The 20077-nt window shown below is 67.7% G+C and carries 20 protein-coding genes; 9 read left to right on the top strand and 11 right to left on the bottom strand.

Features of this window, described 5'->3' with window-relative positions:
• Positions 1-1633, bottom strand: a 1633-nt coding sequence (locus tag AC5RWT_RS10765) for an ATP-dependent Clp protease ATP-binding subunit (protein ID WP_494080206.1), incomplete at its 3' end; no start/stop codon positions are given.
• Positions 1634-1861: 228 nt separating this feature from the next.
• Between AC5RWT_RS10765 and AC5RWT_RS10760 the strand changes: the two genes are divergently transcribed.
• Positions 1862-2389, top strand: a complete 528-nt coding sequence (locus AC5RWT_RS10760) for a GNAT family N-acetyltransferase (protein WP_494080205.1) — start codon at positions 1862-1864, stop codon at positions 2387-2389.
• 19 nt (positions 2390-2408) lie between these two features.
• The gene (locus AC5RWT_RS10755) at positions 2409-2969 is read left to right on the top strand and encodes a HutD/Ves family protein (RefSeq protein ID WP_494080204.1); all 561 of its coding nucleotides are present in this window, start codon (positions 2409-2411) and stop codon (positions 2967-2969) included.
• 71 nt (positions 2970-3040) lie between these two features.
• On the opposite strand, the gene AC5RWT_RS10750 is transcribed toward AC5RWT_RS10755, so the two are convergent.
• Positions 3041-3607, bottom strand: a complete 567-nt coding sequence (locus AC5RWT_RS10750; protein WP_494042748.1) for a YceI family protein — start codon at positions 3605-3607, stop codon at positions 3041-3043.
• A gap of 255 nt (positions 3608-3862) precedes the next feature.
• Between AC5RWT_RS10750 and AC5RWT_RS10745 the strand changes: the two genes are divergently transcribed.
• Positions 3863-4333 carry a pyridoxamine 5'-phosphate oxidase family protein gene (locus tag AC5RWT_RS10745; RefSeq protein ID WP_494080203.1) on the top strand — a complete coding sequence of 157 codons (471 nt, stop codon included), beginning with the start codon at positions 3863-3865 and terminating at the stop codon, positions 4331-4333.
• Positions 4334-4338: 5 nt separating this feature from the next.
• On the opposite strand, the gene AC5RWT_RS10740 is transcribed toward AC5RWT_RS10745, so the two are convergent.
• Positions 4339-4770 carry a YccF domain-containing protein gene (locus AC5RWT_RS10740; RefSeq protein WP_494042750.1) on the bottom strand — a complete coding sequence of 144 codons (432 nt, stop codon included), beginning with the start codon at positions 4768-4770 and terminating at the stop codon, positions 4339-4341.
• 215 nt (positions 4771-4985) lie between these two features.
• A complete protein-coding gene (locus AC5RWT_RS10735; RefSeq protein WP_494080202.1) occupies positions 4986-6719 on the bottom strand; it encodes a DEAD/DEAH box helicase in 1734 nt (577 codons plus the stop codon).
• 238 nt (positions 6720-6957) lie between these two features.
• Here AC5RWT_RS10735 and trmB point away from each other — a divergent pair, with 238 nt between their 5' ends.
• Complete coding sequence (trmB, locus tag AC5RWT_RS10730; protein WP_494042752.1) at positions 6958-7869, top strand: tRNA (guanosine(46)-N7)-methyltransferase TrmB; 912 nt, start codon at positions 6958-6960, stop codon at positions 7867-7869.
• Positions 7870-7896: 27 nt separating this feature from the next.
• On the opposite strand, the gene AC5RWT_RS10725 is transcribed toward trmB, so the two are convergent.
• Together AC5RWT_RS10725 and AC5RWT_RS10720 are read right to left on the bottom strand one after the other, a co-directional pair.
• A complete protein-coding gene (locus AC5RWT_RS10725) occupies positions 7897-8553 on the bottom strand; it encodes an anti-sigma factor family protein (RefSeq protein WP_494080201.1) in 657 nt (218 codons plus the stop codon).
• On the bottom strand, positions 8550-9047 hold the full coding sequence (locus AC5RWT_RS10720) for a sigma-70 family RNA polymerase sigma factor (protein WP_494080200.1): 498 nt from the start codon (positions 9045-9047) through the stop codon (positions 8550-8552). The genes AC5RWT_RS10725 and AC5RWT_RS10720 overlap by 4 nt, the downstream gene beginning before the upstream one ends.
• A 246-nt stretch (positions 9048-9293) precedes the next feature.
• Between AC5RWT_RS10720 and AC5RWT_RS10715 the strand changes: the two genes are divergently transcribed.
• Together AC5RWT_RS10715 and AC5RWT_RS10710 are read left to right on the top strand one after the other, a co-directional pair.
• Positions 9294-9839, top strand: a complete 546-nt coding sequence (locus AC5RWT_RS10715; RefSeq protein WP_494080199.1) for a COG4315 family predicted lipoprotein — start codon at positions 9294-9296, stop codon at positions 9837-9839.
• A 208-nt stretch (positions 9840-10047) separates the two neighbouring features.
• Positions 10048-10422: a UPF0758 domain-containing protein gene (locus tag AC5RWT_RS10710; RefSeq protein WP_494080198.1), complete on the top strand. Its 375-nt coding sequence runs from the start codon at positions 10048-10050 to the stop codon at positions 10420-10422.
• On the opposite strand, the gene AC5RWT_RS10705 is transcribed toward AC5RWT_RS10710, so the two are convergent.
• The 5 genes from AC5RWT_RS10705 to AC5RWT_RS10685 form a co-directional block, all read right to left on the bottom strand.
• Positions 10352-10759, bottom strand: coding sequence for a heat shock protein transcriptional repressor HspR (locus tag AC5RWT_RS10705; protein ID WP_494080210.1), 408 nt, complete (start codon positions 10757-10759; stop codon positions 10352-10354). The two genes, AC5RWT_RS10710 and AC5RWT_RS10705, sit on opposite strands and share 71 nt — an antisense overlap.
• 80 nt (positions 10760-10839) lie before the next feature.
• Entirely contained in the window at positions 10840-11805 is a 966-nt protein-coding gene (locus AC5RWT_RS10700; protein ID WP_494080197.1) for a DnaJ C-terminal domain-containing protein, read from the bottom strand.
• 128 nt (positions 11806-11933) lie between these two features.
• Positions 11934-12602 carry a nucleotide exchange factor GrpE gene (locus AC5RWT_RS10695; RefSeq protein ID WP_494080196.1) on the bottom strand — a complete coding sequence of 223 codons (669 nt, stop codon included), beginning with the start codon at positions 12600-12602 and terminating at the stop codon, positions 11934-11936.
• A 2-nt stretch (positions 12603-12604) separates the two neighbouring features.
• Positions 12605-14473 (bottom strand): molecular chaperone DnaK, encoded by a 1869-nt coding sequence (dnaK, locus tag AC5RWT_RS10690; protein ID WP_494080195.1) that lies wholly within the window; start codon positions 14471-14473, stop codon positions 12605-12607.
• 258 nt (positions 14474-14731) lie between these two features.
• Positions 14732-16876 carry an MMPL family transporter gene (locus tag AC5RWT_RS10685; protein WP_494080194.1) on the bottom strand — a complete coding sequence of 715 codons (2145 nt, stop codon included), beginning with the start codon at positions 16874-16876 and terminating at the stop codon, positions 14732-14734.
• Positions 16877-16992: 116 nt separating this feature from the next.
• Here AC5RWT_RS10685 and AC5RWT_RS10680 point away from each other — a divergent pair, with 116 nt between their 5' ends.
• The 3 genes from AC5RWT_RS10680 to AC5RWT_RS10670 are packed head-to-tail and all read left to right on the top strand — an operon-like array spanning position 16993 to position 20062.
• A complete protein-coding gene (locus AC5RWT_RS10680) occupies positions 16993-17562 on the top strand; it encodes a MarR family winged helix-turn-helix transcriptional regulator (protein WP_494080193.1) in 570 nt (189 codons plus the stop codon).
• A gap of 57 nt (positions 17563-17619) precedes the next feature.
• Positions 17620-18426: a class I SAM-dependent methyltransferase gene (locus tag AC5RWT_RS10675; RefSeq protein WP_494042762.1), complete on the top strand. Its 807-nt coding sequence runs from the start codon at positions 17620-17622 to the stop codon at positions 18424-18426.
• A 28-nt stretch (positions 18427-18454) separates the two neighbouring features.
• Positions 18455-20062 (top strand): phytoene desaturase family protein, encoded by a 1608-nt coding sequence (locus AC5RWT_RS10670; RefSeq protein WP_494080192.1) that lies wholly within the window; start codon positions 18455-18457, stop codon positions 20060-20062.
• Positions 20063-20077 lie beyond the last annotated feature (15 nt).

The following is a 20077-nucleotide window of genomic DNA, read 5'->3' as shown; positions in this document are numbered from 1 at the left end:
AGATGACCTCGGCAATGTCGTCGGCGGTCACCTCCTCGGAGACCATCTGGTCCCGGCCGGCGCCGCCCTGTTCCTCGGCCGCCTGCGCCTGGGCCAGTTCCTTTTCCAGCGTGGGGATTTCCCCGTACAGGATCCGGGAGGCCTCGGCCAGATCGCCCTCGCGCTGGGACTTGTCGGCCTGCGAGCGCAGCTCGTCCAGCTTGGCCTTCAGGTCGCCGACGCGGTTCAGCCCGGCCTTCTCCGCTTCCCAGCGGGAGTTGAGGGCGGCCAGCTGCTCCTTCTTGTCCGCCATGTCGGCGCGCAGCGCTTCCAGCCGCTCCCGCGAGGCCGCATCCGTTTCATTGGCCAGCGCCAGCTCTTCCATGGTGAGGCGATCGACGGCGCGGCGCAGCTGGTCGATCTCCTCCGGCGCCGAATCGATCTCCATCCGCAGCCGCGAGGCGGCCTCGTCCACCAGGTCGATGGCCTTGTCCGGCAGTTGCCGCCCGGAGATGTAGCGGTTGGACAGCGTCGCGGCGGCCACCAGTGCCGAGTCCCCGATCGAGACCTTGTGGTGCGCCTCGTAGCGTTCCTTGAGCCCGCGTAGGATGCCGATGGTGTCCTCCACGCTCGGCTCGCCCACGTAGACCTGCTGGAAACGGCGCTCCAGCGCCGGGTCCTTCTCGATGTTCTCGCGGTATTCGTCCAACGTGGTGGCGCCGATCAGCCTCAGCTCACCGCGGGCCAGCATCGGCTTGAGCATGTTGCCGGCGTCCATCGATCCCTCGGAGGCGCCCGCGCCGACCACGGTGTGGATCTCGTCGATGAAGGTGACGATCTGCCCGTCGGAGTTCTTGATCTCCTCCAGCACGGCCTTCAGCCGCTCCTCGAACTCGCCGCGGTACTTGGCGCCGGCCACCATGGCCGCGAGGTCCAGCGACATCAGCGTCTTGCCGCGCAGCGATTCGGGCACGTCGCCGGCGACCATCCGTTGCGCCAGCCCCTCCACCACGGCGGTCTTGCCGACGCCGGGCTCGCCGATCAGCACCGGATTGTTCTTGGTCCGGCGCGAGAGCACCTGGACCACGCGGCGGATTTCCGCGTCGCGGCCGATCACCGGATCCAGCTTCCCGGAACGCGCGATGGCGGTCAGGTCGGTGCCGAATTTCTCCAGCGCCTGGAACGTATTCTCGGGATCCGCACTGTTGACCTTGCGGTCTCCGCGCACGCCCGGCAAGGCAGCGAGCAGCGCCTCGTGGGAAGCTCCGGCGTCCCGCAGGATCTTCCCGACGGCGGCGCTGTCCGTCGAGAGCCCCAGCAGCAGGTGTTCGGTGGAGACATAGGAATCCCCCAGCTTCTCCGCCTCCTGCTGGGCCGCCTGCACCGCCTGAAGCAGCCCCCGGGAATACTGGGCCTGCGCCACGGAGGACCCCGACGACGACGGCAGCGCCTTGATCGCGGTACTCGCCTGCACGCTCACCGAATCCGGGTCAGCCCCGGCGGACTTCAGCACGGCGACGGCCACGCCGTCACGCTGGTCCATCAGGGCCTTGAGCAAGTGGGCGGGCTCGATCTGCGGATTGCCTGCCGTCGACGCATTCATGGCAGCAGCCGACAGCGCTTCTTGGCTCTTGGTGGTGAATTTAGCGTCCAACGCTCATCTCCCTATCACTCCGTGAGGGTCCAGCCAGCCGCAGCGGTACTGGTCAAAATTGCCAACTTGAGTCTAGTCAACTCAACTTTGAAAGTAAAGTTATCCACAGGCTGCCCCACACGTTGACACTTACCATCCTGTCGCTCCGCCGGCCTGCCCGGAAGGGCCTCGGACGCCTAGGCTGTAGGCGGGACGTCCTCAAACATTTTGATCCGAGGTGGGCGGTCGATGGAAACGATGCTGGAAACGGCCCGGCTGCTGCTGAACCAGCCGACACCCGGAGACATCGACGCCATGTTCCGCATCCTCTCCGACCGGCGCACCACGCGCTTCAATCCTTCGGACGCGCTGCAGTGGAATGAGGAAGCCGACGGCCTCTTCCAGCGCTGGGAAGCCCAGTGGGAGAACCATGGGGTGGGCTACTTCGCGGTCCGGCTGCCCGGCCGCGAAGATCCCATCGGTTTTGCCGGGGTCAAGCACGTGTCACTGTCCGGCCGGCCGGTGCTGAATCTTTATTTCCGCTTCGATCCCGCCGTCTGGCACCGAGGTTACGGGCGCGAGGCGGTGAGCGCCGTCGTCGTCCATGTCAATGAGTTCCTGGAGCTGCCGCCCATCCTGGCGCTGGTCCATCCGAACAACACCGCATCCATCCGCATCGTCACGTCGCTGGGCTTCGAGCGCAACGCGGCGGCGGCCATCAGCGGCCCGGACGGCTACCAGGATGCATATGTGCTGAACTGGGACCGGCAGCTTTAGCATCCGGACAAGGAGTCCCATGGAAATTATCCCTGCAGCGTCGCTGAAGGAACAGCGGTGGCGGAACGGCGGCGGGGTGACCCGGGAGGTGGCGGCCGGCGCCGTCGGCGCCGACGGACTCCCGGCCTGGCGGCTGAGCCTGGCGGACATCAGTGCTGAAGGCAGCTTCTCCGAGTTTCCCGGCATGGACCGGATCTTCACCGTGGTGGACGGCGACGTCGCCTTCCTGACCGTGGACGGAACCCAGCACCAGATGGAGCGCTTTCGGCCGTTCCGGTTCGACGGCGGCAGCAGTGCCGAATGCAGCCTGCCCACCGGACCGTGCCGGGCGCTGAATGTGATGGCCCGCCGGGGGACCTGTGGCGCGGGCCTGTTTATCGTCGAACTGTCCAAAAAGCAGCCGCTGACCGTTGCCGACGGACAATTCCTGATGCTGCTGCAAGGCCAGGCACAGGCAACGGCGGACGGCGCGGCCCACCCGCTGAACATTTACGACACCGTGGCTGGCTCCGCCGTTCCCGCGGAGGTCAGCGGGCGCGGCTTCGCAGCGCTGGTGTCGGTGTATCCGGCCGAGGACTGAGCACGGTTCTCTAGCTGGTGACCAAAGCCGGCGAAGGCCAAGCCTCCGGCCAGGCGTGGCCGGGAACTCGCTTACCGCCCGGCGCCGGACTCTACCTTGACGGCGGAGACCTCGAATTCCAGCATCACGCGGTCCGACACCAGCATGCCGCCCGAATCCAGTGCCGTGTTCCACTTGACCCCGAACTCCTGGCGGTCGATGCGCCGGGAGCCTTCGAAGCCTGCGCGCAGCTGGCCGCCCGGGTCCCGTTCCACGCCGATGAAGTCGATCGGCACCGCCACCTGCTTGGTGACGCCACGGATGGTAAGGTCGCCGTTCACAATGAAGTTGCGGGCTTCCACCTGATCGATCCGGGTGCTGACGAACGTGATCTCCGGGTAATTTGGCGCGTCGAAGAAGTCGTTGGTCCGCAGGTGCTCGTCGCGCTGCGGGCTGCGGGTATCGATGCTGGCGACCTTGATGGTGAGCCTGACTGAGGAATTGGCAGGGTTGTCCACGTCGGCGTGGATGACGCCCTCGATGTCGTTGAACGCTCCCCGGACTTTGGTCACCATGGCGTGGCGGGTGGAAAAGCCGATGCGCGTGTGCGCCGGATCGAACCGCCATTCGCCGGACAGATCCGACGTCAGTTCGGACATGGCAGAGCCTCCTCCTCATGGGCACAGGCGCTGTCTCCCCCGATGACTGAACGATGCGTCTGGCCGTCCCCTTCAGCCGCGTGCGGCTCGTGTGGTAATTCCAACACATAATGGGGAGCAATGCACCACATTGGCGCTGAAATTCCGAGCCCGTCCCCGGCGGCAAACGCGCTCGCGTCAGGTGAAGCCAGGCCCCTGTTTCGGCCCCTGTTCGGGCCGCTGTTCCGTCCCGCCGGGGACCAATACACTGATGCCATGACCACCGCGAACGAGATGCCGTCATCAACCACCCAGTTGCCGGCGGACGATTGCTGGAAATTGTTCCGCAGCGCCGACTTTGGCCGGCTCGGAGTCATCGTCGAGTCCCACCCGGAGATCTTCCCGGTCAATTACGTCGTGGACCACGGAAGCTTGGTGTTCCGGTCCGCCCCGGGAACCAAGCTCGACGCTGCCCTGGCGAACGAGGTGGTGATGGAGGTCGACGGGTTCAATCCGGAGACCAGCGTCGCGTGGAGCGTGGTGGCGCGAGGCAGCGCCCAGCGGATGACCAGCATCGACGACGTGCTGGAGTCGGCCATGCTGCCGCTGTTCCCGTGGCAGTCCGGCGAGAAGAACAATTTCGTCCGAGTCGTCCCCACCGTCGTGACCGGACGGCGGTTTGTCGTGCCGGCATCGGCCCGCCGAGGCCCCGGGCTCAGCGATAGCCACCGGCTCCAGATCGAGTAGGGCGCTCAGCGCCAGTGAGCAGTGCCCGGCTGATAGCCGGCGACGAAACCGCGGAACGTCCGGTCGGTGGGCACTATCTCCTTGCCCAGCGGCGTGAGGGACACCGGGATCATTTTCAGGTTCGCAATCGCCAACGGGATTCCGATGATAGTGACGGCCTGCGCGATCGCGGTCAGCACATGGCCGATGGCAATCCAGATGCCGGCAACCAGTATCCAGATGATGTTTCCCAGGGTGGACAGGAAGTAGGTGCGTCCACCTCGGTCCACCACCATGCGGCCGAACGGCCACAACGCGTAGCCCGCAATCCGGAACGACGCGATGCCGAACGGAATGGTCACGATCAGAAGACAACACACGATGCCGGCGAGGAAGTATCCCAGGGCCAGCCAGATGCCGCCGAAGAGCAGCCAGATAATGTTCAGAAGGGCCTTCATCCCACCATTCTGACCGCTGGTGCAGCCGGCCGCTATGCGGGACGCCCCTGAGCTGCCCCTGAACCTGGCTTCCGGCGGCGCATACACATGCCGGAGCACGAAGAAGGCCGCGGGGCGGCCCTCCAGATGGAGGGTCAGCCCTGCGGCCTTCGTCAGTGCGGATGGGGTCCGGAACCGGACCCCGGCCTGCTAGCGGACTTGGCTAGCCGGCTTGGCTAGCTGATGCGGCGCTTCTCCTGCGATGCCGGAGCCGTTGCGCGGCGTGGCCCGCGCCGGGCCGGACGTTCGGCGGCGGGTGTTTCGGAGCGGTACACCGGACGGGTGCCGCCGGCAGAACGCTGCGAACCACCGGCGGAGCGCTGGGCACCGCCTGCGCGGCCCGCACCGCCGGAGCGGGCGCCCGAGCCGGCGCGGCTACCGCCGGCAGCCGCGGCCTGGCCCTGGCGCCCGCCGGAAGCCGAGTTGCCGATGGCGCTCCGGTGGCTGCCGTGGCTGGGGGCTGCAACGTCCTGTGAGCGGCCACCACGGCTCTCGCCGCGTGAGGACTGGCGCTGGCCGGCCTCGGACCTGCCGCCGCGGGCGGCACCGGCCTGCTGGCGGGCTTCGCCGGTGCGGCCTTCGCCGGTGCGGGCTCCTCCACTGCGGGAGCCTCCGCCGCTGCGGCCGCTACCGGTTCGCAGTGCCCGCTTGCGCTGGGCGTTGGCGCCGGTAGAGCTACCGCCGCCGCGCTGGGGCTGCTTCGATGCCTGCTGCTGGGCCCGCAGCTGCGGATCCACCGGTGCGGCGACCTCGCCCACCAGATTCGCCAACAGCTCGGAGGAGGCGGTGACGTTCTCGAAGGCCACGTCCACTCCGGCGGCCTTCATCAGTTTGCCGACCTCAAGACGCTGTTCCGGCAGCACCAAGGTCACCACCGTGCCGTCGGACCCGGCGCGGGCGGTACGGCCGGAGCGGTGCAGGTACGCCTTGTGCTCGGTGGGCGGGTCAACGTGGATCACCAGTTCCACCTCGTCCACGTGCACGCCTCGGGCCGCCACGTCGGTGGCCACCAGCACGCGCACGTCGCCGGTGGAGAACTCGGCCAGGTTGCGGTCGCGGGCGTTCTGCGACAGGTTGCCGTGCAGGTCCACCGCCGGGATGCCGGCAGCGGTGAGGGCCTTGGCCAGCTTGCGGGCGTGGTGCTTGGTGCGGGTGAACAGCACCCGGCGTCCGGTGCCCGCGGCAAGCTTGTTGAGCACCTGCTTCTTTTCGGAAGCGTCGCGGGTCACCAGCACGTGGTGTTCCATCGTGGAGACCGCGGCCTGCGGATCGTCCACCGAGTGGGTCAGCGGGCTGGACAGGTAACGCTGCACAAGCTTGTCCACGCCGTTGTCCAGCGTGGCGGAGAACAGCATGCGCTGGCCGCCGGACGGCGTGGTGTCCAGCAGCTTCTTCACCACGGGCAGGAAGCCCAGATCGGCCATGTGGTCGGCCTCGTCGAGGACGGTGATTTCCACCGATTCCAGCGTGATGATCTTCTGCTTCATCAGGTCTTCGAGCCGGCCCGGGCAGGCAATCACAATGTCGACGCCGGCGCGCAGCGCCTTTTCCTGGCGCTGCTGTGACACGCCGCCGTAGATCACGGTGGTGTTCAGGCCCAGCTCGGCGGCCAGCGGCTCGATGGTGTTGTTAAGCTGCGTGGCCAGCTCGCGGGTCGGCGCCAGCACCAGGCCCAGCGGGCGTCCCGGCTTGCGGAAATGAGCGGCTTCGCGCTCGGCTAGCCGTGCCACCAGCGGCAGCGCGAAGGCCAAGGTCTTGCCGGAACCGGTGCGGCCGCGGCCCAGCACGTCGCGGCCGGCCAGCGTATCGGGCAGCGTCTCGGTCTGGATGGGGAAGGGGGCTTCAATGCCATCGGCGGCGAGCTTCGAAGCGAGGGGCTTGGGCACGCCAAGGGCAGCAAAAGTAGTCATAATAAAGTGCGAATGTCTTCCGGTCAGTGTCCCCGCGGCAGGTTAGCCCAGGGTCGCCGAAGAAAAATCAGACAGTGCCAACCGCCCCGGATCAGCCCGGTCACGTCATCAGACGGAAAAGCGGCGGTGCAAATGAAAGCGTTCATCGACGCAGGAAAACGCGTCAATTGCGTTTTCGAGTACCCCCAGTCTAACAGCACGGCCGGGTAGCACCCGCACTGGCGATACGCTGGTAGGGATGACCAGCAACTCCCCCACCCCTGATTCTTCCGCGGACGACGACGGTGCGCGCCCCGCGCCGCCCGTCCACCTCGCCCAGCCCGTCAGCTTTGTGCGCCGCGGCTCCCGGCTGCAGGGCCGCCGCCAGCAGGCCTGGGACGACTACGCCCCGAAGTTCGCCGTCGACCTCCCCCGGGATGGCGGCGACACCACTGTGGACCCGGACTACGTCTTCGATGCGGCGACAGCCTTCGGGCGCTCCGCCCCGCTGGTGGTGGAGATCGGCTCCGGCCTGGGCGAAGCCGTTTGCCATGCCGCCGAACAGTATCCGGAACGGAACTTTTTGGCCCTGGAGGTATACCGTCCCGGACTCGCGCAGACTCTGCTGCGGATCGGCCAGCGCGACCTGGCCAACGTCCGCGTCGCCCAGGTCAACGCCCCTGACGCCCTGGCCACCATGCTGCCCGAGTCCTCGCTCGCCGAGCTCTGGGTGTTCTTCCCCGACCCGTGGCACAAGACCCGCCACCACAAGCGCCGGCTGGTGCAGGAAAGCTTCGTCGAGCTCGCCGCGCGCGCGCTGCAGCCCGGCGGGATCTGGCGGCTGGCCACGGACTGGTCGGACTACGCCATCCAGATGCGCCGGGTCGTCGACGCCTCGCCGCACTTCAGCAACCTGCATGCGGGCGAGCGCACCGGCGCCGACAGCCCGCTGACCCAGGTGTGGGAAAGCGGCGTCGAAGGGGTCGTCGGCGGGGCGCCGGTCCGCGAGGGCAAGGTCCCGGTCAGCACCGGCAACGCCAGCACCGGCGAAGGCATGGACGATCTCGGCGGCTGGGCACCCCGCTTCGACGGCCGGACCATGACCAGCTTCGAGCAGAAGGCGCACGACGCTGGACGGATGATCTTCGACCTCGCCTACCGCAGGAACTGATCTGATCCACTCCGGCCCCGCCCGGGCTCAGTCGGTGGTCACTGCCGCCAGCGTGGCATCCGAGTCGTTGCGCAGTTCCACCAGGGCGATCTCATCGGTGTCCATGGCGCAGGCTGCGGTGAGCGTGGCCCGGCCGGCCGGAGTGGCCTGCCAGGACGCCACCTGATAGGTGTAGCCGGACTTACCGGTCACCCACAGGGTGAGGACGCCGTCCTGGGGCAACCTCTCGCCGGCCACGTCCATCTCCGTCCCCCAGGTCTTGTGCACCAAGGCCAGCTCAACCTGCAGGCCGCCGTCGGCCGTCATGGTATAGGTGTCCGACGGCGGTTGCTGCTGCTGGGCCAGCAGCGGCCCGACCGATGCCCCGACCACCAGGCACACCCCCGCCACGGCCGCCACCAGCCCGGTCCATCGTCGTCGTTCTTTCCGGCGCCGCAGGGCCAGTTCATCCACGAGTTCGCGGGTGCGTTCCTCGAGTTCATGCGGCGGCGGGGACTCCAAGTCCAGCGCCGCGCCGCGCGGCAGCGCGTCCAGCAGATCCGGCAGCGATTCCAGTTCGGCGGCTTCACGCCGGCACTCCGGGCAGTCCGCCAGATGCCCTTCGAACGCCGCCCGTTCATGACGATCCAGCCCGCCCAGGATATAGAGGCCGAGCAGTTGGTGCTGTTCCTCGCTGGTGTTCACGGCTGACCCACCCCCATCTCGTCCAGTACCGAACGCAGGGCCTTCGCGGCGTAAAACGCACGCGACTTCACGGTGCCCAGCGGAATGCCCAGCGACTGCGCGGCTTCAGCAGCGGTGAGCCGCTGGTAGTGCAGGGCCAAAATGATATTGCGGTGGTCCGTGCTGATGCGTGCCAGGGCTTCCTCCACCACCACACGCAGCAGTAGTCGATCAAACTGGTCTTCTTCAATGGCGGGCTCGTCCTCGCCCCATCCGCTCTCCTCCGGCCGCCGGCTCCGGTGCCGGTAACCGTCGATGATGACGTGGCGGGCAGTCTGGTACAGGTAGCCGCGCATGTTCTCCGTTTCCGGGCCGCGCTTCCACACCCGCAGGATCGTTTCCTGGACCACGTCCTCCACCTGGTCCGCGTTGGAGGTGGCGGCGCGCACGAACCGCCGCAGCGCCGGGGCGTGCTCGCGGTAGAGGCGGGCCACGGCCTCGTCATCAAGTGACATGGCAGCCTCCTCCCTGGCCGGGAACCCGCCCTGTCAGTAACCGGCGGCGCCGGTGCCGCTCCGGTTCTTCTATCCAGTACGACGACGGGCGGCGGCCTTCCGGTTCACCGGCACCGAAAATCGGCAAAAATCCCGGCCGCCCGGCGTTGAACCATTGTGGGCGCGTGCGGCGTCTTTTCCAATAGCGGGTCGCGCCCCGCGGCACCGCACTCCGGGCAGCGCCCGGGAGACGGCAAAGGAACCCCCATGAAAATCACACAGACAGCCCGGGCCGCCCTGCTGGCCGCTGGCATGCTGGTCCTGGCCGGTTGTGGCGGCAACTCCGGAACGGAAGGGCCCGCCGCGACACAGGCGCCGCCGGCGAGCGAATCCGGCATGGCCTCAGAATCAGCTTCCCCGCCGATGTCCGAGGGCGGGCAGACCGGCGGCGAAATGTCCGGCGCTGCCAGCACGCTGGCTACCGCGGAGACCAATCTCGGCAAAATCGTCGTGGACGGGGCAGGCATGACCGTCTATTACTTCACCAAAGATGTTCCCGACTCGGGCAAGAGCGCCTGCACTGGCGATTGCTTGGCGGCGTGGCCACCGGTGCTGGCCGAGACAGAGCCGAAACTCGACGGGGTCACCGCCAAGGTGGGGCTCATCGACACTCCCGACGGGAAGCACCAAGTTACCCTCAACGGCATGCCCATCTATTACTGGGCCAAGGACAAAGCCCCTGGCGACACCACCGGACAGGACGTGAACGAGGTCTGGTACGTGGTCGCCCCCAACGGAGACATGATCAAGTAATCCGCGCCACCATCCGCCCGCAGCTGCCCGGTTGGGGCAGGGTAGCTGCGGGTTCCTTTTGTTGCGGCACCTCCGCGAGCGCTATCCCGGTCGGTGCTGGCGCCCCGCCAGGACAGTCCGCCTACACAGGCGCGGTTCAGGAACCGGATGTGCACACCGGTCCGGCCCAGTACGGCTGGCAGGGTTGCCGCGGTCTTACCGTGAAGCCATGAACAGCCATACCAGCATTGCCGAGATGCCCGAAGAAGACCGGCCGCGCGAGCGGCTTGCCCGTGTCGGAATGCGGCGGCTGCGCGACGCCGAAGTCATGGCGCTGGTGGTCGGGTCCGGATCGCGCACGGCCAGCAGCGTCGAGCTGGCGCAGGTGGTGCTGAAGAAACTGGGAGGTCCGGCCGGGCTGCGGCAGGCCTCGGTCGAGGAACTGCTGGCCGTCCCGGGGGTGGGCGGAGCGCTGGCAGCCCGGATCGCCGGAGCCATGGAACTGGCACGGCGGGCGGCGGCACGCGAACGGATCAGCGCTGCGGGCGCCAGACCATCAGGGCCTGGCTGCGCGGACGCGGCCGCTGGCCGCGGACCAGACTGACCACGTCGCCGGCCAGCCCCGCGGCAAACACGCGGCTGGAGTCGGCGCGGCGTTGCCTGGCCTCCAGTTCCTCGGACAGGTCACGGACCTGAGCCCGCAGGGCTGCGACCTCATTCTGCAACTGGAGGATCCGCTTGATCCCTTCCAGCGAAACGCCTTCCTGGGACAGCCGCTGGACTTCGCGCAGGGTGTTCACATCCTGCTGGGAATAGCGGCGCTGCCTGCCCCGCTGACGCGACGGGGAGACCAGGCCAAGGCGGTCATACTGGCGCAGGGTCTGCGGGTGCATGTCAGCCAGTTCGGCGGCCACCGAAATCACGAAAATCGGCGTATCCATATCTATACCCACGGTGCTCTCCCTCCTGCGCTGCGAGCGTTTGCCGCCCGGTCCTTCCGGTCTGCTGAAACTCCGACCCGCTACAACCGCGCCTTGGCCGCAAGGTTGCCGCGCGGATCGGATCCTGCTGTCGCCGCCGCGAAGGCGTTGACTGCGTCTTCTGCCTCCTTGCCAAGGTTCTGCGGGACCACCACGTCGATGGTCACCAGCAAGTCCCCGGTGTTCTTAGCGGTCTTCACCCCGCGCCCCTTCACGCGCAGCGTCCGACCGGACGGCGTTCCGGCCGGCACCTTGACCTTAACGAATTCACCGTCGAGTGTCGGCACTTCGATCTGGGCCCCCAGGGCGGCCTCCGGGAAGGTCACCGGGACGTGGATCCGGATGTTGTCGCCGTCGCGCTGGAAAAAGGGGTGTGGTTTGACGTTGACGGTCACCATCAGGTCGCCGGCGCCGGCCGGGCCCGGCTGGCCCTTGCCGCGGACGCGGACCTTCTGCCCGTCCTTAATGCCGGCGGGGATCCGCACATCGATGACTTCGCCGCTGGGCTCGCGCAATCCGATGGTGGTGCCGTTGATGGAACCGGCGAAGGAAATGCTGGTGCTCGCGGTGCGGTCCGCCCCCTTGCGCGGCGCCTGCTGCTGGTAGCCGCCGAAACCGCCGAACAGGTCGGCGAACTCCGGCGGCACGTTTCCGGGGGAGCTGGTGCGGGTGCGGGTACCCTGGCCGAACAGGTTGCCGAAGATGTCCTCGAAGCCGCCGGCACCCGGCCCGCCGGCGCCGCCCGGGCCTCCGGCGCTGAAGCGGGCGCCGCTGCCCATCGCCCGGATCGCGTCGTATTGCTCGCGTTCCTCCGGGTCGGACAGGACCGAGTAAGCCTCGGAGACGTCCTTGAACTTCTTCTCCGAGGCGGCGTCGCCCGAATTGGTGTCCGGGTGGTGCGTCCGGGCGAGCTTGCGGTACGCCTTCTTAATGTCGGCGTCGGACGCATCTTTGGAGACACCGAGGATCTTGTAGAAGTCTTTCTCGACCCAGTCCTGGCTAGCCATGCAGGCGCCTCCTTTCAGTTTCACAAAAGTCTATGGGCCTTCCGGCCCGGACGATGACGGGTTGGCCTCCGGCGGACCGGAAACCAACCCGTCATCAGTTCTGTAGCGTCATGGCACCCTTGCGGGCGTCATTCAGCCGGTACTGCCACCACTACCTGGGCGGCGCGCAGCACGCGGTCGCCCGATTTGTAGCCCAGGCGCAGGATCTGGCTGACCGAGTCTACTTCCACCTCTGCGTCGGGCTGCTGCATCAAGGCCTCGTGGATGTTCGGGTCGAACTCCACGCCGGTCTCCTCGATACGGGTCAGGCCGTAGGTCTTGAGCACGCTGTCCAGCTTGGTGGCAATGGCAGCGAACGGACCGTCGGCCAGGTCGCCGTGCTGGCGTGCCGCGTCGATGTCATCCAGGACCGGCAGCAGCGAGTTCAGCACACCGATGACAGCCATTTCGCCGGCCACCGCACGGTCGCGTTCCACCCGTTTGCGGTAGTTCACGTACTCGGCTTGCAGCCGGAGCAGGTCGTTCTTGAGCTCCTCGGCTTCCTGCGACGTGGTGCCCTGGGCGACGGACTCCCCCGCCGGGACCTCGGCCCCGTTGAGGATCTCCTCCGCCTGGGCCAGCGCGTCGGCGTCCGCACCCTGGCCGGCCGCCGGGGTCTTTCCCGCAGCCTGGTCCGCAGTGCCGTTGCCGGCGTCGGCAGCTCCGCGGACCTTTCCGGTCTCCGGATCGATCTTGCGGTTGTCGCGGAAGTTCACCGGTTCTGACGGGCGTTCTTCTTCGTTACCGTTTTCCGCCATGGTTACTTCTTCTCGTCTTCTTCGTCGACCACTTCGGCGTCCACGATGTCCTCGTCGGCGCCGGCCTGGGAGGCACCCTCACCGGCGGGAGCGCCGTCGGCACCGGCTGCGCCGGACTGGGCCTGCGAGTAGATGGCCTCGCCCAGCTTGGTCTGGGACGTCTGGAGCTTCTCGAACGCGGCCTTGACCTCGTCGTCGTTGTCCTGCTTTTCCAGGGCGGACTTCAGGGCGTCGACGTCGGCCTTGACCTCGGTCTTGACCTCTGCCGGCAGCTTGTCGTCGTTGTCGGCGAGCAGCTTGTCCACGGAGTAGGCCAACTGCTCGGCCGAGTTGCGGACGTCGGCGGCCTCGCGGCGCTTCTTGTCCTCGGCGGCGTGCTCTTCCGCTTCGCGGACCATGCGGTCGATGTCATCCTTGGACAGCGCGGTGCCTCCGGTGATGGTCATCGACTGCTCGGCACCGGTGCCCTTGTCCTTGGCGGAGACGTGCACAATACCGTTGGCGTCGATGTCGAAGGTGACCTCGACCTGCGGCACTCCGCGCGGAGCCGGGGCGATACCGGTCAGCTCGAAGGTACCCAGGGGCTTGTTGTCGCGGGTGAACTCGCGCTCGCCCTGGAAGACCTGGATGGCCACGGACGGCTGGTTGTCGTCAGCTGTCGTGAAGGTCTCGGACCGCTTGGTCGGGATCGCCGTGTTGCGCTCGATCAGGTGCGTCATAATGCCGCCCTTGGTCTCGATGCCCAGCGACAGCGGGGTGACGTCGATCAGTAGCACGTCCTTGCGCTCGCCCTTCAGGACGCCGGCCTGCAGGGCCGCGCCCACGGCCACGACCTCGTCCGGGTTCACGCCCTTGTTCGGCTCCTTGCCACCGGCCATTTCCTTGACCAGGTCGACGACTGCCGGCATCCGGGTGGAGCCGCCCACCAGGACAATGTGGTCGATGTCGGAAACCTTGATACCGGCTTCCTTGATGACGTCGTGGAACGGCTTCTTGGTCCGGTCCAGCAGGTCCTTGGTCAGGTCCTGGAACTTCGCACGGCTGAGGTGCTCGTCCAGGTGCACCGGGCCCTCCGGGGTGACCGAGAGGTACTGCAGCGAGATATTGGTGGAGGAGGCGGAGGAGAGTTCCTTCTTGGCCTGCTCGGCTGCTTCCTTCAGGCGCTGCAGGGCGATCTTGTCCTTGGACAGGTCGGCGCCCTTGGCCTTGGCCTGCTGCAGCAGGAAATCCACCACGCGCTGGTCCCAGTCGTCGCCGCCGAGGCGGTTGTCGCCCGACGTGGCGCGGACCTGGATGGTGGAGAAGTCATCCTCGTCCTTGCCGACTTCCAGCAGGGACACGTCGAAGGTGCCGCCGCCGAGGTCGAAGACCAGGATGAGTTCGTCTTCCTTGCCCTTGTCCAGGCCGTAGGCCAGCGCGGCGGCGGTCGGCTCGTTGACAATGCGCAGGACGTTCAGGCCGGCAATTTCGCCGGCTTCCTTGGTGGACTGGCGCTCGGCGTCGTTGAAGTACGCCGGCACGGTGATCACCGCGTCGGTGACCTTCTCGCCCAGGTAGGACTCGGCGTCGTGCTTGAGCTTCTGCAGCACACGGGCCGAGATTTCCTGAGCGGTGTAGTTCTTGCCGTCGATCTCGACCTTCCAGTCGGTGCCCATGTGGCGCTTGACCGAGGTGATGGTGCGCTCGATGTTGTTCACGGCCTGGCGCTTGGCGATCTCGCCGACCAACACCTCGCCGGACTTGGAAAAAGCGACAACGGACGGAGTGGTGCGGCCACCCTCGGCGTTGGCGATGACGGTGGGTTCGCCACCCTCCAGAACAGAGACAACGGAGTTGGTGGTTCCGAGGTCGATACCTACTGCACGAGACATACGCGTGTCCTTCCTTTGCGGCCGCAACCGCGGCCTTGTTCACTGTGGCGGCCCGGTCGTCGGAACTGAACCGACGGCCGCCGCCGGGGAACGGCGGCTGTTGAGCCTTCTGCACTCAAGTTTACTCAGGCCCGCGGCTTTGTCAATCAAGTTGAGCGTACTGCGCTCAACTTTGGGGGCGCCGAGCGACGACGGCGGGGGCCGCTGATGGTTACCCTCGCCCCCGCCGAGTGCCGTGAGCCCGGCGCCCCGCTATAGTCAGCCCGCGGTATGCCCGCTGCCCGCTCCCACCAACTCGCGTTCCCGCGACTCCTTTCGGGCGAGCTTGGACGGCCACCAGATATTCGGTCCGACGTCGTACGACAGCGCCGGGATCAGCAGCGAACGCACCAGCACCGTGTCCAGCAGGACGCCGAAGGCCACGATGAACGCGAGCTGGCCCAGGAACAGAATCGGGATGACGCCGAGGGCGGCAAAGGTGGCAGCCAGCACCACGCCGGCCGAGGTGATGACGCCGCCGGTGGAGCCCAAGCCGCGCAGGATGCCGGGCCGGGTGCCCAGCCGCAGCGATTCTTCGCGCACGCGGGTCATCAGGAAGATGTTGTAGTCGATCCCCAGCGCCACCAGGAAAACGAAGCCGTACAGCGGCACCGTGGCATCCGCCCCGGGGAACCCGAAGACATGGTTGAAGACCAGCGCGGAGACGCCCAGCGCGGTCAGGTAGGACAGCGCCACGGACAGGACCAGCAGCACCGGCGCCAGGATGGAGCGCAGCAGCAAGATCAGGATGACCAGGGTGACGCCGAGCACCATCGGCGTGATCTTCAGCAGGTCGGCCTGCGCGGTGACGTTCGTGTCCAGCGCTACCGCCGTGACGCCGCCAACCAAGGCCTGTGGATCGGCCGCATCCAGCGCGGTGCGCAGGTCGGCCACCGTGGCCCCGGCCGCGTCGGAGTCCGGCACATCCTGCAGCGTGGCGTTGATCATCACCCGGCCGTCGAGCTCCACCACCTGGTCGTCGCGGGTGAAGAATTCGGCGGAGGCGACCCCGTCCTCGCCGCGGACCACGCCCAGCACCCGGTCCCGCTTGCTGCTGTCGGTGACCACGACCGCCGGGCTGCCGGCGCCGGCGTCGAAATGCCGGACCAAGGCGTCCTGCCCGTCCGCCGAGTCCGTCTTCACCAGGACCAGCTCCGATTGCGGGACACCGTGCGCCTGCAGCTGCAGCACACCCAGCGCCCCCGCGGCCAACAGCAGCACCGACACCAGCCAGGTGGCACGGGGCATCCGTGCCACCAGATTGGCCACCCGGAGCCACAACCCGCGCAGGCCCTCGGTTCCGGCCACCGGGTTTTGGGATGGGGCGACGCGGGCGTGATGTCCCGGACGGGGCACGATGGGCCAAAAGGCGCTGCGGCCGGTCAACAGCAGGACCGAGGGCAGGAACGTCAGCGCCGCCAGCACCGCGAACACAATGCCGATGGCGGCGATCGGGCCCAGGCTGCGGTTGGAATTCAGATCGGAGAACAGCAGGCACAGCAGCGCCAGGATCACGGTGGCACCGGAAGCGGCAATCGGTTCGACCGCGCCGCGGTAGGCGGTCTTCATCGTCGCCCACTTCGATTCCTGCTCCCCCAGCGCCTCGCGATACCGGGCGGTCAGCAACAAGGCGTAGTCGGTGGCGGCGCCGATCACCAGGATGGACAGGATGCCCTGGCTCTGGCCGCTGAGCTGGATCCAGCCCTGCAGGGCGAACCAGTACACCACCAGGATGGCCGCGCAGAGCGCGAACACGGAGGTCAGCAGCACCAAGAACGGCAGCAGGATCGCGCGGTAGACCAGCAGCAGGATCACGAACACGGCACCCAGCGCCACTCCCAGCAGCAATCCGTCAATGCCGCCGAAGGCCTCCACCAGGTCGGCGATGAACCCGGCCGGGCCGGTCACGTAGCCGGTGGCGGACTCCGGCAGCTCGGCCGCCAGCACCGCGCGCAGTTCGGTGACCACTTCGCCGGCGTCCAGGTCCTCCGGCACCGGCACGATGAACTGCACCGCCTGGAAGTCCTCAGACGGGATCGGCCCCACCACCTGATTGGCACCGCCGCTGTCCAGACCGGCGGCCTCCGCCAGTCGTTCGGCCAGCGGGGCGTAGCCGGCCAACTGCTGCGGCTGGATCGGCTCATCGAATTCGACGACGGCGATGGCCGGCACGGCGTCGGAGTCGCGGAAGCGCTCCTGCCATTCGCCCGCATCGGTGGACTCGGCGCTGGCCGGCAGGAACCCCGCCTGATCGTTGGTGGAGACGTCGGAGAGCTTGCCGAAAGTCGGCCCGCCGAGGCCGGCGGCAGCCAACCAGGCCACTACCACCAGGGCGGGAAGGAGCATTCTGAACCAGCGGGCCATGGCGATCGGTCCTTCGGAATCTCGGCAGCGAAACAAGCTCCACTATAGAGTAGTTCCACAGTAGAGATAAACCCTCGGTGAACTATCCTGTTGATGGGTTGATGGAAGGAGGGCACGTGGAACAACGCACAGACCGGCTGATGCTGCTGTTGCAGCAGTTCGTCGTCGAGAGCGAGCGCTACGTTGAAGCGGTCAGCGAGCGGGATGCCCTGCACCGCACCGACCTCAACGCCCTCGCGGCAATGGTCCGGGCCGCCGCGGCCGGCCGCACCGTGACTCCCGGCCTGCTGCGGACCGAACTCCACCTCAGCTCTCCCGCGACCACTGCCTTGGTCGACCGACTGGACCGCTCCGGGCACGTCAATCGCACCCGCAGCGACACGGACCGCCGCAAGGTGTATCTGGAGCTGACGGACAAGGCGCGCGCCACCGGGGGCGCGATGTTCGCCCCGCTGGCCCGGAACATCGGCCAGGTGCTGGACGGCTATCCGGCGGAGGACCGTCAGCGGCTCGCCGGCTTCCTGGCCGACATCATCACCGCCACGTCGGCTGCCTGCAAAGAGGTCGCCGGCCGCGACGGGGACCCCGCCGGCGGCGCGGACCCGGGCGGCGCGGGGAACCCTGGCGGCGACACGGACCCTGGCAACGAGGCGGCGGCGACAGGGACCCCCGGCGTCGACAAATAGCGCAACATTCCGGCACGGCAGCTACGTGGCGGCAGGGCCGCAGAGTAGTCTCCCACTATGAAGGACGAGGTCTACTCCCACGGCCACCACAAGAGCGTGGTCAACGCCCATGCGATCCGCACCGCAGAGGACTGCGCAGCCTATCTTCTGCCCGAACTCAAGCCCGGCATGATGCTGCTGGACGTGGGCTGCGGGCCCGGCAGCATCACCGTTGATCTGGCCGAGCGGGTGGCTCCCGGGCAGGTCATCGGCCTGGACCGGTCCGACGACGTGCTGACCCAGGCGGCCGAACTCGCGGCGCTGCGCGGCATCGAGAACGCCACGTTCGTCAGCGGCAACATCTACGACCTTGAGTTCGACGACGACACCTTCGACGTGGTCCACGCCCACCAGGTCCTGCAGCACCTGACGGACCCGGTGGCCGCACTGTACGAGATGCGGCGGGTGGTCAAGCCCGGCGGCATCGTGGCCGTGCGCGACGCCGATTTTCACGGCATGAGCTGGTACCCGGAACTGCCCGAACTCAGCGAATGGATGGATACCTACCAGCAGATCGCCCGGGGCAACCGGGCGGAACCGGACGCCGGCCGGCACCTGATTTCCTGGGCCCAGGCGGCAGGCTTCCGCGAGATCACGCCGTCGTCGTCCAATTGGCTGTACGCCACCGAGGAACAGCGCCGCTGGCAGGGCGATGTGTGGTCCGAGCGCGTCCTGCATTCGGCCTACGCGGAACAGGCCCTGGAACGCGGGCTGCTGGACCAGGCCGGGCTGGAGCGGATTGCGCGGGGCTGGCTGGCCTGGGCGGAGGCCCCGGATGCCTGGTTCCTGATTCCCAACGGCGAGATCCTGGCCCGCAAGCCCTGACCCCAATAGCAGACAGGACCTGGCGGACATGCGCGGACAGTATGACGTAGTGGTCATCGGCGGCGGCCACAACGGTTTGGTCGCCGCCGCCTATCTGGCCCGCGCCGGGCAGAAGGTGCTGGTGCTCGAGCGCGAAGACCGGCTCGGCGGGGCCGCCGTCTCGGCGGAAGTCTTCCCCGGCACCGGAGCTCGTATTTCCCGGTATTCGTATCTGGTCAGCCTGCTGCCAGGGCGCATCATCGAGGACCTCGGCCTGGATCTGCGGCTGCTGCGCCGGCGCTACTCGTCCTACACTCCGCTGCCCGGCACGTCCACCGGGCTGTTGGTGGACAACCAGGACCCGGAGGCTACCCGCTCCTCCTTCGTCGCCGTGGGCGCCGCGGCAGACTTCGGCGCGTTCACCGAGTTCTACGAGCGCACCGGCCGGCTGGCCCGGGCGGTGTGGCCAACGGTGACCGAGCCGCTGGCCCGCCGCTCCGACCTGCGCCGCCGGCTGGGCGATGACGAGTCGTGGAAGGACTTCATCGAAACACCGATCGGCGACGTCCTGGAGCGCACTTTCGCCTCGGACCTGGTCCGCGGCGTGGTCCTCACCGACGCGCTGATCAGCACGTTTGCCAGCGCCCGGGACGCCGACCTGCAGCAGAACAAATGCTTTCTCTACCACGTGATCGGCGGCGGCACCGGCGACTGGGATGTTCCCGAGGGCGGCATGGGCGCCGTCACCGCTGCACTGGAAACGGCCGCCCGCCGCGCCGGTGCGGAACTGCGCACCTCGGCGGAGGCCACCTCGGTGACTCCGGAAGGAGAGGTGCGGTACGACGACGGCGGGACCTACGTCGTGGTCTCCGCGAAGCGGGTACTCGCCAACGTCTCGCCTACGGTCCTCAACGGCCTGCTGGCCGCCGGCGGCGCGCAACCGGCCACGCCGCCCGCTCCCCCGCCCGAGGGCGCGCAGGCCAAGGTGAACCTCTTGTTGTCCCGGTTGCCGAAGCTGCGGGAGGGCGCCGTGGCGCCGGACGCGGCCTTCGGCGGAACCTTCCATATCAACGAGCTGTACTCACAGCTGGAGCGGGCCTACGCGGAAGGCGCCGCCGGCCGGATTCCGGATCCGCTGCCCGCGGAAATCTACTGCCATTCCCTCACCGACCCGTCCATCCTCTCGCCGGGGCTGCAGGCATCCGGTGCCCAGACCCTGACCGTGTTTACGCTGCAGACCCCGCACCGGCTGCTCACCGAGGAGAACAACGACGCAACCCGCGCCCAGCTGCAGCAGGCCGTGCTGGGCTCTCTCAACTCAGTGCTCGCCGAGCCGATCGAAGACTGCATCCTGCGCGACGTCCTTGGAGAACCATGCATCGAAACCAAGACCACACTCGATCTTGAACATGCACTGAACCTCACCGGCGGGAACATCTTCCACGGACCCCTCGACTGGCCGTTCGCCGAAGACGACGAACCACTGGACACCCCGGCGCAGCGCTGGGGCGTGGCCACGGCCCATGAACGGATCCTGCTCTGTGGAGCCGGCGCCCGCCGCGGCGGTGGGGTCAGCGGCCTCGGCGGCCACAACGCGGCCATGGCGGTACTGGAAAAGGGCGCCGGAATCGGGCGCGTAACCTCGTCGAGCGCCTGAACAGGATGTGCTGAC

The sequence above is a fragment of the Arthrobacter sp. Dra40 genome (assembly GCF_059091905.1).
The sequence above is the reverse complement of the archived record's forward strand: the minus strand, read 5'-3'. Positions and strand labels throughout refer to the sequence as shown.